Origin of the sequence: Lawsonibacter hominis (genome assembly GCF_014287895.1) — a bacterium.
Classification (GTDB): Bacteria; Bacillota; Clostridia; order Oscillospirales; family Oscillospiraceae; genus Lawsonibacter_A; species Lawsonibacter_A hominis.
Genome location: NZ_JACOPP010000015.1, coordinates 34,578 through 49,235, shown reverse-complemented (window position 1 = coordinate 49,235; position 14,658 = coordinate 34,578). Strand labels below are relative to the sequence as shown.

Annotated in this window: 12 protein-coding genes; 7 read left to right on the top strand and 5 right to left on the bottom strand. The window is 64.3% G+C overall.

Features of this window, described 5'->3' with window-relative positions; genetic code table 11:
- Positions 1 to 44 precede the first annotated feature (44 nt).
- On the top strand, positions 45 to 374 hold the full coding sequence (locus H8S57_RS11205) for an integrase core domain-containing protein (protein WP_207723774.1): 330 nt from the start codon (positions 45 to 47) through the stop codon (positions 372 to 374).
- A 91-nt stretch (positions 375 to 465) separates the two neighbouring features.
- Here the strand turns inward: H8S57_RS11205 and ftsH are convergent, their stop codons facing one another.
- Entirely contained in the window at positions 466 to 2,541 is a 2,076-nt protein-coding gene (gene ftsH / locus H8S57_RS11200) for an ATP-dependent zinc metalloprotease FtsH (protein WP_186908178.1), read from the bottom strand.
- A 305-nt stretch (positions 2,542 to 2,846) separates the two neighbouring features.
- Between ftsH and rlmB the strand changes: the two genes are divergently transcribed.
- Both rlmB and H8S57_RS11190 read left to right on the top strand, forming a co-directional pair.
- A complete protein-coding gene (gene rlmB, locus H8S57_RS11195) occupies positions 2,847 to 3,614 on the top strand; it encodes a 23S rRNA (guanosine(2251)-2'-O)-methyltransferase RlmB (RefSeq protein WP_186908177.1) in 768 nt (255 codons plus the stop codon).
- A 73-nt stretch (positions 3,615 to 3,687) separates the two neighbouring features.
- Positions 3,688 to 5,853 (top strand): hypothetical protein, encoded by a 2,166-nt coding sequence (locus tag H8S57_RS11190; protein ID WP_186908176.1) that lies wholly within the window; start codon positions 3,688 to 3,690, stop codon positions 5,851 to 5,853.
- 180 nt (positions 5,854 to 6,033) lie between these two features.
- Here the strand turns inward: H8S57_RS11190 and H8S57_RS11185 are convergent, their stop codons facing one another.
- Positions 6,034 to 6,876: a DUF4358 domain-containing protein gene (locus H8S57_RS11185; RefSeq protein WP_186908175.1), complete on the bottom strand. Its 843-nt coding sequence runs from the start codon at positions 6,874 to 6,876 to the stop codon at positions 6,034 to 6,036.
- A gap of 90 nt (positions 6,877 to 6,966) precedes the next feature.
- A complete protein-coding gene (gene ybaK / locus H8S57_RS11180) occupies positions 6,967 to 7,443 on the bottom strand; it encodes a Cys-tRNA(Pro) deacylase (RefSeq protein ID WP_186908174.1) in 477 nt (158 codons plus the stop codon).
- 81 nt (positions 7,444 to 7,524) lie between these two features.
- Between ybaK and H8S57_RS11175 the strand changes: the two genes are divergently transcribed.
- A complete protein-coding gene (locus tag H8S57_RS11175; RefSeq protein ID WP_186908173.1) occupies positions 7,525 to 8,562 on the top strand; it encodes a M42 family metallopeptidase in 1,038 nt (345 codons plus the stop codon).
- 459 nt (positions 8,563 to 9,021) lie between these two features.
- Entirely contained in the window at positions 9,022 to 9,861 is an 840-nt protein-coding gene (locus H8S57_RS11170; protein ID WP_186908172.1) for a cell wall hydrolase, read from the top strand.
- Positions 9,862 to 9,940: 79 nt separating this feature from the next.
- On the opposite strand, the gene H8S57_RS11165 is transcribed toward H8S57_RS11170, so the two are convergent.
- Positions 9,941 to 10,858 (bottom strand): DDE-type integrase/transposase/recombinase, encoded by a 918-nt coding sequence (locus H8S57_RS11165; protein ID WP_186908171.1) that lies wholly within the window; start codon positions 10,856 to 10,858, stop codon positions 9,941 to 9,943.
- Between the two features lie 315 nt (positions 10,859 to 11,173).
- On the opposite strand from H8S57_RS11165, the gene rny reads away from it, so the two are divergent.
- Positions 11,174 to 12,721, top strand: a complete 1,548-nt coding sequence (gene rny / locus H8S57_RS11160) for a ribonuclease Y (protein WP_186908170.1) — start codon at positions 11,174 to 11,176, stop codon at positions 12,719 to 12,721.
- A 212-nt stretch (positions 12,722 to 12,933) separates the two neighbouring features.
- Positions 12,934 to 13,485, top strand: a complete 552-nt coding sequence (lepB, locus tag H8S57_RS11155) for a signal peptidase I (protein ID WP_186908169.1) — start codon at positions 12,934 to 12,936, stop codon at positions 13,483 to 13,485.
- Between the two features lie 90 nt (positions 13,486 to 13,575).
- On the opposite strand, the gene H8S57_RS11150 is transcribed toward lepB, so the two are convergent.
- On the bottom strand, positions 13,576 to 14,619 hold the full coding sequence (locus tag H8S57_RS11150) for a PTS sugar transporter subunit IIC (RefSeq protein ID WP_186908168.1): 1,044 nt from the start codon (positions 14,617 to 14,619) through the stop codon (positions 13,576 to 13,578).
- Between the last annotated feature and the right edge of the window lie 39 nt (positions 14,620 to 14,658).

The following is a 14,658-nucleotide window of genomic DNA, read 5'->3' as shown; positions in this document are numbered from 1 at the left end:
ATTACCCTTTATTATAGCAAATTTCGTAAAGGGTGACAAGGGCTTTGGACATTTCCGCGGCGGAGACAGACAATGGTTTTAAGTTCACCAACCGTTTTTCCAACAGCAAGCGGCACCTACCCACCCTGTTTGAAGCTGCCGCCGCTAAACCAGGCATCCGGCACAAACTCATCCGTCCTTATACACCCCGCCACAACGGCAAGGCGGAACGCAGCCACCGGGAGGACCAGAAACGGTTTTACTCCTGCCACAACTTTTACTCGCTGGATGACTTCGCCAAACAACTTGCTGTCCACAACCGCCGCTCCATCAACTTCCCCATGAGGCCCCTTCACTGGCTTTCTCCCGCAGAGTTCACTGTCCAATATCTTTGACAAACCTACAATTCGCGTACGGAAGAATACAAAAGGCACGGCAAGGCGCAAACGCGGCCCCGGACCAGCCGGTCCGGGGCCGCGTTTGCGTTTATTCCGTTCGCTTTCCCTCGGGAGAGATCTCACCGCCCAGGGGGATGGGGTCCGGAGCGGCAGAGACCGTGGGCGTGTGCTTCTCGCGCTTCTGCTCCGGGTCGGGATAGCGGTCGGCCAGAGCGGGGTCCCGGCCCTCCAGGATGGCCACCATCTCCGCGCCGGTGATGGTCTCCTTCTCCAGAAGATAGGCCACTACCTTGTCCATATCCTCCCGGCTCTCCTCCAGCGTGGCCACAGCCTGCTTGTAGCAGCGGTCCAGGATCTCCTTCACCGCCCGGTCCATGGCGGCGGCGGTATCCTGGGCGCAGTCCATGCCGTAGCCGCCGTCCAGGTACTGGTTGCGCCTGGAGGCCAGGGCCATCATGCCGAACTCGTCGCTCATGCCGAACATGGCCACCATGTTCCGGGCCACGCTGGTGGCGTCCTGGATGTCCTGGGCAGCGCCGTTGGTCATGGTGCCCAGGACCACCTCCTCCGCCGCCCGGCCGCCCATGGAGACGGCGATCTTGGCCAGCAGCTCGTCCCGGGTGCGCAGCTCGGTCTTGTCCTCCTCGGGCATCAGCAGGGTATAGCCCAGACTGCCCTGCGTATGGGGCACGATGGTGATCTTCTGCACCGGTTCGGTATTCTTCTGCTTATAGGCCACCATGGCGTGGCCCACCTCGTGATAGGCCACCAGCTTCTTTTCAAACTCGGTGAGGACGCTGCCCTTTTTCTCGCTGCCGGCAATGACCAGCTCGAAGGAGACCAGCAGGTCCTCCTGATTGACGGCCTTTCGTCCCAGGCGCACCGCCCGCAGCGCGGCCTCGTTGACCAGGTTGGCCAGATCCGCGCCCACGGTGCCCGCGGTGGCGATGGCGATCTTTTTCAGATCCACGTCCTCGGCCAGGCGGATATTGCGGGTGTGGACCTGGAGGGTGGCCAGCCGCCCGGCCAGGTTGGGCCGGTCCACGATGATGCGCCGGTCGAACCGCCCGGGCCGCAGCAGCGCCTGATCCAGCACCTCGGGCCGGTTGGTGGCGGCCAGAAGGATGACGCCCTTGGTGGGGTCGAAGCCGTCCATCTCCGCCAGCAGCTGGTTGAGGGTCTGCTCCCGCTCGTCGTTGCCGCCCATGCGGTTGTCCCGGGACTTGCCGATGGTGTCGATCTCGTCGATGAAGACGATGCAGGGGGCCATCTTGCTGGCCTCCTTAAAGAGGTCGCGGACACGGGAGGCGCCTACGCCCACGAACATTTCGACAAAGTCCGAGCCGGAGATGGAGAAGAAGGGCACGTTGGCCTCTCCCGCCACCGCCTTCGCCAGCAGGGTCTTGCCGGTGCCCGGCGGGCCCACCAGCAGGGCGCCCTTGGGCAGCTTGGCGCCGATCTCGGTGTACTTTTGGGGATTGTGGAGAAAGTCGATGATCTCCACCAGACTCTCCTTGGCCTCGTCCTGCCCGGCCACGTCCTTAAAGGTCACGCCGGTGGATTTTTCGACATAGACCTTGGCGTTTGCCTTGCCCACGCCGCCCAGGCCGCCGCCCATCTTGCCGGCCATATTGCGGAACAGGAAGGAGAAGAGCACCACCATCAGCACCATGGGCAGCACGTAGCTGATGAGCAGGCTGACGATGGGGGAGAGGGGCTCCTCATAGGGGGAGCCGTACTGGACCACGCCGTACTCCTCCAGCAGGGGGATCAGGCCGTCATCCCGCACGTTGGCCGTGGTGGGAGGCGCGCAGTAATAGGTCTTCTGGGTGGTGTTCAGGGTCTCCAGCGGGGGCAGGCCCAGCTGGCTCTCGGGGCTGGGGCTCTCCGCCGGGGCGGCGCTCTCTTCGGCCGGTTCGGTCTTGGGGTAGATGGTGTACTTGGCGCTGGTCATCTCCACCGCTTCCACTTTGCCGTCCATCACCATCTGGCGGAATTCGCCGTAGGTGATCTCCTGCGTATGGGCCGAACGGGCCATGGAAGTGGCGTAGTTTACCAGTACGGTGATGACCAGGGCCCACAGGATGATGGAAATGATGGCGGTGGCGTTGCGCTTGCCGCCGGCCCCCCCGCCTCTGCCGCCGCTGTTACGATTATCGGGCATGAAATGTATATCCTCCTTGGAACGAATCGCTCGCAATTATTTTCGGTATGGAACGAAAATGCGGTAAGACTGTTATAGCACACACCACCCCAAAAAACAAGGAAACCGGCGGGGAAACCTGTAAACTTTCTATGAAATCGGCCCGCCGGGACGGTATTCCGCCGAACCAAACGGCGCTTTGCGGCGGCCGGCGGCCGCGGGCGCGCCGCCTTGCTTTTCTGTTACAGGCGCATTTTTGGCTTTTTCTGTACGCCGTCTTGTGGTATACTGTTGCCGTTATCACACGGGGAAAGGCGGGACAAGCCATGAAGGAGCGCAGGATGGAGGCCCAGGCCGAGGCCGACGGCATCATCGAAGGGCGCAACGCCGTGCTGGAGGCCCTCCGGGCCGGTACCAGCATCGACAAGATCTATCTGGCCCGCGGCGAGACCGACGCCGCTCTGGGGCATATTGCGTCCACGGCCCGGGACAAGGGCATCGTGGTGGTGGAGGCCGACCGCCGCAAGCTGGACGGCATGAGCCGCACGCACGCCCACCAGGGCGTGATCGCCCTGGCGGCCGTGCGGGAGTATGCCAGTGTGGACGATATTCTGAACGCGGCGCGTGAAAAGGGCGAGCCGCCCCTGATCGTGGTGTGCGACGAGCTCTCCGATCCCCACAACCTGGGCGCGGTGATCCGCACCGCCGAGTGCGCGGGGGCCCACGGGGTCATCATCCCCAAGCGCCGCAGCGCGGGACTCACCGCCGTGGTGGCCAAGACCTCCGCCGGGGCGGTCTCCCATGTTCCAGTGGCACGGGTGGCCAATCTGCCCGCTCTGCTCCGTCAGCTCAAGGACGAGGGCGTCTGGGTCTTCGGCACCGACGCCGGCGGGGACCGGCTGCTGTACGAGGCCGACCTGAAGGGTCCCGCCGCCATCGTCATCGGCAGCGAGGGCTCCGGCATGGGGCGTCTGGTGGGTGAAAACTGTGATTTTCTGGTGCGGATCCCCATGCGGGGAAAGCTGAATTCGCTCAACGCCTCTGCGGCGGCGGCCATCCTTTTATACGAAGCCGTGCGCCAGAGGATGCTCTGACGATGATCTTCACGTCCGCCTCCGCCGTGCACCCACGGCTGGAACCGGACTGGAATAACGGGTGATATGACACATGGCAAAGGACCGGGACGACGAACTGAATAAAGGCCCCTCCAGCGGGGAAGAGACGTTTTCCCTGGAGGAGATCATGGCGGAGTTCGGCGCCGGGCGGGGCAAGCGCCCCGTGGGCGACGACACCATCCCTTTTCCCACCGTCCCCTCCGCCGCCTCCCCCGCCCCCACCGGGCGCAGGCCCGGCAAGGTAGTCTCCTTCCCCGGCGCCCCCGCGCCCGCTCCGGCGCCGCCGGAGGAAAAGGTGGTGAAGTTCCCCGCCGCCGCCCCCCCGCCGGAGGAGCCGGCGGGGGCGGAAGCGCCGCCCGGGGCCGAAGTGCCCGCCCCGGCCTCGGACAACCCCATTGCGGAGGGGCTCAACCGTCTGATGCAGAAGGCGGACGATTACGCGGGGCATATGTTTGAGGAGGAGGGCGCCGAGCAGGACGAGGCCGTCCGCCGGGCCGAGCGGTATATCCCAGGCACCGACGAGGAGGCGCCGGAGCAGGCGCGGCGGGAGCGCCGGAAGCGCCGTGCGCCGCCGCCCGCCCCCGACCTGCCCCCGGCGGACCTGGCCCGCCGTTACCACAAAGGGCTCAAATCCCTGCGTGTGCGGAGCGTACTGGCCTTTTTGCTCTGCCTGCCGATGCTCTACCTGACCCTGGCCCCCCTGTTCCCCCTGCCCCTGCCCGCTCCGCTGACCCCACGCCTCCAGACGCTGGCCCTGGCCGGGCTGCTGGTGCTGGTGCTGCTGCTGGGGGTGGATGTGCTGGCCCGGGGGCTGTTCCGGCTCTTCCGGCTGGAGCTGGGCATGGATACGCTGCTGGTGTTTTCCTGCGCCGCCACGCTGGCCGACGCGCTCACCCTTCCGCAGCTGGACCCCCGGGACGGGCAGCTGCCTTACTGCGCCGCCGCCGCGCTGGCGGTGGCGTTCCTGCTGCGGGGCACTTGGCTCAAGCGGCGGGGACAGCGGCTGGCCTGCCGCACGGCGGCCTCCGCGTCCGAGCCCTATCTGGTCACCCTGGACGAGGGGAAATGGAACGGACGGGATACCTATTCCAAGTGGTCGGGCGCGCCCATCGGCTTCGGCCGCCAGATGCAGGCCGCCGACGGAGCCGAGCGCATCTTCCACCGCTTCTGCCCGCTGCTGTTTGTGGCCTGCCTGGTGCTCTCCCTGGTGGCCTCCGTGGGCATGGGCGCGCCGGAGCGGCTGCTGTGGTGCCTCTCCGCCACCCTGGCGTCGGCCTCCTCCTTTTCGGGGGCCCTGTGCTTTGGCACGCCGTGGCATAAGCTCTCCCGCCGCCTGTCCAAGTCCGGGGCCGCCATCGCCGGATGGGACGCGGTCACCAGCACGGGCGCGGGCAGCGGCATCCTGCTCACCGACGCCGATCTTTTCCCGCCCGGCTGCGTCTCTCTGAACGGCATCAAGGTCTTCGGGGACTTTTCCGTAGACAAGGTGGTCTCCGCCACCGCCACCCTGATCCGGGATTCGGGCAGCGGGCTGGACAAAATCTTTCACGACCTGCTCCGCTCCCAGGGCTGTGTCTACCGCCGCGCCCAGGACCTGTGCTGCTACGAAGGGGGCGCGGGGGCGCTCATCCGCGGGGAACAGGTGCTGGTGGGCTCCTCCGCCTTCATGCACCTGATGGACGTGGAGCTGCCTCAGGGCCTCAATGTAAAAAACGCCGTCTTTTGCGCGCTTGACGGGGAGCTGGCGGGTATTTTTGCCCTCAACTACTCGCTTCACGGGCTGATCGAGCCCTCCCTCAACGCCCTGATCCGCAACCGGATCACCCCCGTGCTGGCCACCCGGGACTTCAACCTGATCCCCGCCATGCTCCGCCAGCGCTTCAAGCTGCCGGTGGAGAAGATGGAGTTCCCGGCGGTGGAGCGGCGGCGGGAGCTGTCCGGAGCGGAGCAGTCCCACAGCGATATCCTGACCGCCGTCCTCTGCCGGGAGGGCCTGGGGCCCTATTCGGAGGCAGTGGTGGGGGCCGCCCGGCTGCGCCGGGCCGTGCGCTGCTCCGCGGTGCTCGCCTGCGTCGGCGCGGCTGTCGGCGTGCTGCTGGCCTTCTATCTCACCTCCGTGGGGGCCTACTCCTCGCTGTCTCCTTCCAACCTGCTGGTATTCCTGTTCATGTGGCTGGTGCCCACCCCGCTGATCTCCGGCTGGGTGGACCGGTATTGACCCGGACAGAAGAGGCTCCCCGGACGGCTTGGGCCGTCCGGGGAGCCTCTTCTGAGTCTCTGGAAGCGCCGGCTCGCCGCACGCAGGAGTTGTCCGCCAGAAGCGGACAACTCCCCAGGCTGCCGAAGACCCCTCCCGCAGGAGCGCCCGGGGCGGAGCCGGCCGGTATGGGGGCGCAAGTCAGTCCAGCGCGGCCAGAGCGGCGGTAAAGGCTGCCTCGCCGGCGTCGGCGTTCTCCGCGATCAGGAAAAGCACATACCCGTCCTGCACCAGCAGGCGGGCGTCCTGCACCTTGGGCAGATTCTGGGACAGGTACCAGGAGAACGTGTCCTCCTGGCTCTGGCGGTAGGCCTCCAGAGCGGTCTTGACGGCCTGCGTGTCGGCGCCCTCGGCCAGTTTGCCGAGAACCAGGGTGTCGGGGCTGACCATCATGGGGAAGAAGCCGACAGCCTGCTCAAAGGCGTCGGCGGGCAGGCCGTAGGTCTCGGCCATCCCCTGCGCGTCGGTCTTCATGCCGTAGCCCATGCCCGACGCATCCATGATCTGATAGGCCAGCTTCACCAGCGGCGCGTTGTTGGGGGTGGTGATGGCAAGGCCGTCTTCCGCGGCTTCCACCGTGTACCCCTCCAGCCCCTCCAGAAGCGCGGCGGGCAGGAAGGTGACGCCCTGCACCACCCGGGCGGTCACGCCTTCGGCCGCCGTGTCGTTGACGGTGACCGATCCGGTGGCAAAATCCACGCTGATCACGTTCCCGTCCAGATAAAACGCGCCGGTATTCTCCTCTTCGTACCAGGCGGCGGAGCCGTGATCGGACTCGGCCACCAGGCGCATGGGCAGCAGCCCCTGGCCGGACACGGCGGGGACCCCGGCGGTGTCCAGCGCCTGTCCGTTGACGGTAATGGCGCCAGCGCAGGCCGTGGGCTTGGGGGAAATGAGCCGCTCGGGCTCACCGGCCAGGGCGCCGATGGACAGGGCGCCGGTCAGGGTCACGGCCAACGCCAGTGCGGGAAGCTTTTGGTTCATATTCTGCATTCTCCTTGTCGTTCAAACTACCGGGCTTACCCGGCCATGTTACATCAGACGGACCGGGGCGCAAAAAGTTCCCCCGGGCGTTTATTTCCCCACCGGGGCGAAGCTGCCCCGGCTCAGGCGGCACAGGTCGCCCGGCGCCAGCTCCACCTGGGCGCCGATGCGCCCGGCGCTTACCGTCATGCTCTCCCGTCCCCGGGCGCTCTCGTCCAGCACGGTGGTAAACTGCTTTTTCATCCCCAGCGGGGAACAGCCCCCGTGGACGTATCCGGTCAGCGGAAGCAGCTGGGCCTGCCGGATCATCTCGATGGATTTCTCCCGCACCGCCCGGGCCGCCGCCTTCCGATCCAGCTCGCTCAGCACCGGCACCACAAACACGTAATACTTCCCCGTGGCCCCCTGGGTCACCAGGGTCTTGAACACGGCGCCGGCATCCTTGCCGATCCGGGCCGCCACCGAGACCCCGTCCACCGCCCCGTCGGGACAGGCGTAATAGTGGGGGATATAGGGGACCTTCTTCTGGTCTAACAGCCGCATCACGTTGGTCTTTTCTTCCGCCATGTTTCTCGCGCTCCCGCTTGTAATTTCGGCCCGGCCGGGCTATGATTGGGATATCATACTACAAATAAGGAGTCAATGCAAATGCATCTGGAAGACTGCAGGGAGTTTCTCATGAACACCGCCCGCCGCCTGCTCGCCGCCGACAGCCCCAGCGGCTTTACGCAGCAGGCCGCCGCGGTGGTGGAACAGATCGCGGAAGAGCTGGGCTATCCTGTGCGGCGCACCAACAAGGGCAACGTGATCCTCTCCGTGCGTGGGCGGGAGCGCGGGAAAACGGTCGGCCTGTGCGCCCACATCGACACGCTGGGGCTGATGGTGCGCTCCATCACCGCCGACGGCATGCTGATGATCACCAAAATCGGCGGGCCGATCCTGCCCACCCTGGACGGGGAATACTGCCGCATCTACACCCGGGACGGGCGGATGTATACCGGCACCATCCTCTCCCTCTCTCCGGCGGCGCACGTATTCGACGACGTGCTGACCCGTCCCCGGGACGAAAAGAATTTGGCGGTGCGCATCGACGAACCGGTGCGGGACAAGGCCGGCGTGGAGGCGCTGGGCATCTGCGCCGGGGATTTTGTGTGCTTCGACCCCAAAACCCAGGTCACCGGCAGCGGCTTTTTAAAGTCCCGCTTCATCGACGATAAGGGCAGCGCCGCGTGCCTGCTCACGCTGCTCAAGCTCCTGCGGGATACGGGAGCCGCCCCCCGGTACGACACGGAGCTCTGCTTCACTGTACACGAGGAGGTCGGTCACGGCGGCTGCGTCATGCCGGCGGTGGACGAGCTGCTGGCGGTAGACATGGGGTGCGTCGGGGAGGACCTGAACTGCACGGAGTACCAGGTGTCCATCTGCGCCAAGGACAACAACGGCCCCTATGACTACGGTATGGTGTCCCGGCTGGTGGAGCTGGCCCGCGCCAACGGCGTGGACTACGCCGTGGATATTTATCCGCATTACGGCTCCGACGTGGCCGCTTTCTGGAAGGCGGGCAACGACACCCGGGGCGCCCTCATCGGCCCCGGCGTCCACGCCTCCCATGGCATGGAGCGCACCCATTTCGACGGCATGAAGCATACCATCCATCTGGTGTGGCTTTATCTGGAGTGCGCATAAGGCGCGCACAGTGCGCTCCATCGCGCCGTCAGGCGCGCAGCCCGGCGGGATTCACTCTCGCCGGGCGGATGCAAGGCACGGGGTCCCCGCGGGATCACATCCCGCGGGGCGCGCACCCATTTCGACGGCATGAAGCATACCATCCATCTGGTGTGGCTTTATCTGGAGTGCGCATAATACGCGCACAGTGCGCTCCCAGCCCGCTTTTTCGGCAGGACTCCGCCGGGTTTATTTCACGGCATGCCTATCGCAGCAACGCCCAGGGATGCAGCAACGACCGCCGCCGTGCGGGCAAGCGTGTTTTCGACTTGCGGGCCATGATTCGGGGGTAATCCCCGTACAATCAGGGGAAAAAGGCGGCTTTACGCCCGGGGGTTGCATTTTGTTTCCAAATAGATTACAATATAGTAACAAAAAATATCGGTTGGAAACAACTGTCTGCCGTAAGGAGTGATTCCCATGCGCAAACAGCTTTTGGCTCTGCTGCTCTGCCTGGCCGCCCTGGCCGGCGTTTCCGGCCCGGCTCTGGCCGCCGGGGAAGCCGCCTCCGCAGAGCCATCCGTACCCCAGATCTACGTCGACGGCGCGCTCTACGAGCACGCCTACACCGCCGTCATCGAGCATGTGACCTATGTATCCCTGCCCGCCCTGGCCCAGGTGATCCGTCCCACTGTGACGGCGAGCTGGGAGAACGGCCGCGCGGTGCTCCGGGACGAGGGACTGGAACTGACCGCCAAGCCAGGCGACCTGTACCTGTGTGTCAACGGCCGGTATCTTTACATCGCCGGCGGCGTGCAGGTCGGCTATGACGAAAACGGCGGTGCCGTATGTACGCTGGTCCCGGCCCGCACGCTGGCCCAGGCCCTGGGCGCCGCGCTGACCTGGGACGGAGCGATCCAGATCTCCACCGCCGGGGCCGTGCTTCCGGTCTCCGGCGCGGAATTTTACGATGCCGACGCCGTCTTTCTGCTCTCCCACATCATCTACAACGAGAGCGGAAACCAGCCTATGGAGGGCCGGATCGCCGTGGGGAACGTGCTGCTCAACCGGGTGGCCCACCCCTCCTTCCCCGGTACGCTGTACGACGTGGTCTATCAGCCGGGCCAGTTCTACCCGGAAAAGACCGGCTGCATGGAGAAGACCCCCAACGCCGAAAGCGTCGCCGCCGCCAAGCTCTGCCTGGAGGGCGCCGTGGTCGTGCCCAACGCCTATTGGTTCAACGGCGTGGGCAAAAGCTGCTGGGCCTCCCGCAACAAGACCTGCGTGGCGGTCATCGGCGGCCATGCCTTCTACGGATGACGAAAGCACGCTCAGCGCCCGGCCTAAGGCCGGGCGCTGTTTTTTGCTTCCGCCGCGGAAATGTCCAAATGTAGGTTTGTCAAACATATTGGACGGTGAAGTCAATAGGAGAAAGCCAGTGAAGGGGCCTCATGGGGAAGTTGATGGAGCGGCGGTTGTGGACAGCAAGTTGTTTGGCGAAGTCATACAGCGAGTAAAAGTTGTGGCAGGAGTAAAACCGTTTCTGATCCTCCCGGTGGCTGCGTTCCGCCTTGCCGTTGTGGCGGGGTGTATAAGGACGGATGAGTTTGTGCCGGATGCCTGGTTTAGCGGCGGCAGCTTCAAACAGGGTGGGTAGGTGCCGCTTGCTGTTGGAAAAGCGGTTGGTGAACTCAAAACCATTGCCTGTCTGGACACACTCCACCCGGATGCCTCGGCAGGCATACCACTTCCGCAACTTTTTCAGGAAATCGGCAGAGGAATAAGTGGACTGCTCCGGGTAGGCAGCCAGAAAGCGCAGACGTGTGAACTCGTCAATGGCGGTGTACTGGTACAAACGCAGTTCCGGGTTGGCGATACAACAACGTGGGACTACCTTCACATCTACCGGTACCCGTTGCCCTGGATACGTTATCTGCTCATAGGGCTTTGGCTTGTAGACTGGTTTCTTCTCGGCCTGCCCCAGCTTGCGCATGACCCGGAACAGGCTCTCTGGACAGCGGGTGTAGCCTCTGAGCCGCAGACGGTGCCACAGTTCCACCATGCCCAGTTCGGGATTACGGCGGCGCATATCCCGGATCAGCTTCAGTTCTGCCTGGGTGTGTTGGTTTGGATGACTATGGGGCCGCCGGGATCGGCAGGCTAAAGAGACTGCTGTTCCATCCCAGCGGGTCTTCCAGAAGCAGATGTACGACCGGCTCTTGTTGTACTTCCGGCTGGCGCGGCTGACCCCGTAGTTCTCCGCGTATTTCATCAGGGATTGCCGATACGCCATGTCTTGTGCTATACGCTTGCTCATGAAGGATATGGCCCCCTCTCATCAAGTTGTTGTGTGGTAACTCAACTTTATCCGATGAGGCCATTTCCTTCATCCTTTTTATTCGACTGTCCAATATGTATTGTACTCTTACACCTTTTGTATTCTTCCGTACGCGAATCTTCTTGACAGGAAAGCATCGGCGACTTAAAATAGATTTGGTGTAATATTTTGAAGCGCGAGGGGTAAGCGCTTCAAATTTTGTGCGGATGGACGAGCCGTTCCGATCCGCGTGCATCATTTGATTACGATCCTACGATAAAAGAAAATCTGAAAACGGAGGTGTATTCCCAACTCATGCTGCCGTATATCCTGACGGGCGTGATTTGCTTCGTGGTCGCGGCTGTCCTGTTTTTTGTGGTTGGCGTCCAATACCGTAAGAAGGTCGCAGAAAAAGAGATCTCCAGCGCGGAGGAAGAGGCCAAGCGCATCATCAACGAATCCATCAAGAGCGCCGAGAGCAAGAAGCGGGAGGCGCTGGTAGAGGCCAAGGAGGAGATCCTGCAGGCCCGCAACGAGTACGAGCGGGAGGTCAAGGAACGCCGGGCCGACCTGCAGAAGCAGGAGCGCAGGCTCCAGCAGAAGGAAGAGACCCTGGACCGCAAGACCGACAACATCGAAAAAAAGGAAGAGACCCTGCAAAACAAGCTGGCCGAGCTGGAGACCGCCCGGGAAGAGGTCGCCACCCTCAAGAAGACGCAGATGGAGGTGCTGGAGCGCATCTCCGGCTTTACCGCCGAGGAGGCCAAGAACTACCTGATCCGCCAGCTGGCCGACGACGTGACGCACGAGTCCGCCATGAAGGTGCGGGAGATCGAGGCCCAGTTCAAAGAAGAGGCCGACACCAAGGCCCGGGAGATCCTGTCCCTCGCCATCCAGCGCTGCGCCGCCGATCACGTGGCGGAAGCCACCGTCTCTGTGGTACCCCTGCCCAATGACGAGATGAAGGGCCGCATCATCGGCCGCGAGGGCCGCAACATCCGCACGCTGGAGACCATGACCGGCGTGGACCTGATCATTGACGACACGCCGGAGGCCATTACCGTCTCCTGCTTCGACCCGGTCCGCCGGGAGATCGCCCGCATCGCCCTGGAGAAGCTGATTCAGGACGGACGCATCCATCCCGCCCGCATCGAGGAGATGGTGGAGAAGGCAAAGCGGGAGGTGGACGCCACCATCAAGGCCGAGGGCGAGCGCGCCGTGTTTGAGACCAACGTCCACGGCCTGCACCCGGAGCTCGTGAAGCTGCTGGGACGCCAGCGCTACCGCACCAGCTACGGCCAGAATGTGCTCAACCACTCCATCGAGGTCTCCCATCTGGCCGGCCTGCTGGCCGCCGAGATCGGGGCCGACGTGACCGCCGCCAAGCGGGCGGGCCTGCTCCACGATCTGGGCAAGTCCATCGACCATGAGGTGGAAGGCTCCCACGTGCAGATCGGCGTGGAGCTGGCCCGGAAGTACCGGGAGAACGAGGACATCGTCCATGCCATCGAGGCCCACCACAACGATGTGGAGCCCCGCACCATCGTGGCCTGCCTGGTCCAGGCGGCCGACGCGATCTCCGCCGCCCGCCCCGGCGCACGGAGAGAGAACCTGGAAAACTATATCAAGCGCCTGGAGAAGCTGGAGGAGGTCACCTCCTCCTTCCCCGGCGTGGAGAAGTCCTTCGCCATCCAGGCCGGCCGTGAGGTCCGCATCATGGTGGCCCCCGACAAGGTCAGCGAGGATCAGATGGTGCTCCTGGCCCGGGACATTGCCAAAAAAATTGAGGAAGAACTGGAGTATCCCGGACAGATCAAGGTCAACATGATCCGGGAGACCAAGGTCATCGAGTACGCGAAATAAGAAGCACGCAGGCTGTGAACAGGGCAGATAAGACCGGAGCGGATGAGCGCACGCCGAGGGGGCGCGAAACGCCGCCTGTTTGCGGCCGGAGCGTGATCCGGAAGCGCGCGGCGCCCGGGACCGGGCGGCGGCGCAGAACCGCCCAAAACCGCAGCAGGCGCCCTGGTAAGCACCGGGGCGCCTGTTTTTCCGAACAGCAAAGGAGGACCGCCATGGCGGCAGAACAAAAGCAGGGCAGCGTTGCACAGGAGGGCTACGAGTGGCTCCAGGTGCTGATCTGGGCGCTGGTGGCCATCGTGCTGGTGTTTACCTTTCTGGGGCGCATTACCCCGGTGGACGGCCACTCCATGGAGCCGACCCTCCGGCACGGGGATCTGATGCTGGTGCGCAGCATCGGCTATGCGCCGGAGGCCGGGGATGTGATCGTGCTTACCAAGAAATTTGACGCCGCCGACGGACCCATCGTCAAGCGGGTAGTGGCTGTCGGCGGGCAGACGGTGGAGATCGACTATGACGCCGGGGCGGTCTATGTGGATGGACAGGCGCTGGACGAGCCCTACCTCAAGGAGGCCATGCGGGAGCCCTGGTATGAAAACAGCGCCTGCGTTACGGTACCGGAGGGTTCCCTCTTTGTCATGGGGGACAACCGCAACGGCTCCAACGACAGCCGGGACGTGACCCTTGGCACGGTGGACGAGCGCTATGTGCTGGGCAAGGCGGAGCTGGTGTTCTTCCCCTTCCGGGATTTTGGAACGATTGATTGAAACGCCTGCGCCGGTGGACCTAAGGTCCACCGGCGCAGGCGCTTTGCAACTGAAATGGAGAAACGGCCGGGGGTTCCAAAGGGACCGCAGTCAGTTCAGCGTCAGGTCCCCCTCGCGGATCCAGCCGATCTTTCGGAACAACAGGCCGAAGCCCCAGCAGACCACGGCGGGCAGAAGAACGCTGATCAGGAGCAGTCCCGCCCAGTCAAGCAGGGTGATCGCCCGCCCGCCGGCCACCCAGCCGGAGTAGACGCCGATCTGGCCTACCAGACCGCAGGTCCCCATGCCCGAGGAAATGGCGGGGCCGTTCATCTCCAGATGGAAAAGGCAGGTGGCGATGGGGCCGGTCACGGCGGAGGTCAGAATGGCGGGCAGCCAGATGCGGGGATTGCGGACGATATTGCCCATCTGGAGCATGGAGGTGCCCAGTCCCTGACTCACCAGGCCGCCCCAGCGGTTTTCCCGAAAGGAGAGGACCGCAAAGCCCACCATCTGGGCGCAGCACCCCGCCACGGCGGCGCCCCCCGCCAGGCCGGTGAGGCTCAGGGCGTGGCAGATGGCGGCGGAGGAGATGGGCAGGGTAAGAAAAATGCCCACCAGCACCGATACGACGATCCCCATCAGGAACGGCTGCAGCTCGGTGGCCCACATGATGAGCTGCCCCAGGGCAAGGGCGAGCGCGCCGATGGGGGCGGCGATGAGCATGGAAAGACCCGCGCCTGAGAGGATGGTGACCAGGGGGGTGACGAGGATGTCCACCGGCGTCTCCTTGGAGACCAGCTTTCCCAGCTCGCAGGCCGTTACGCTCACCGCCAGCACGGCCAGCGGCCCACCGGCGCCCCCCAGCGCATTGGCCGCCCAGCCTACCGCCGCCAGCGAAAAGAGCACCAGCGGCGGGGCCTGAAGGGCAAAGCCGATGGAGATGGCCATGGCCGGACCGGACACCGCCTTGGCAAACGCGCCGATCTCCACCAGCCAGACGGCCCCCAGCTGGCCGCCCAGGGTATCCAAAATGGTGCCGATGAGCAGGGACGCAAACAGGCCCTGCGCCATCGCCCCCAGAGCATCCACGCCGTACCGCCTGGCGGAGACGACCACATTTTTTCGCTGCAGAAAAGACTTCCAGGTTCCCATGGCGATCCCTCATTTCCGATCTGAAGTCAATAGGACAAT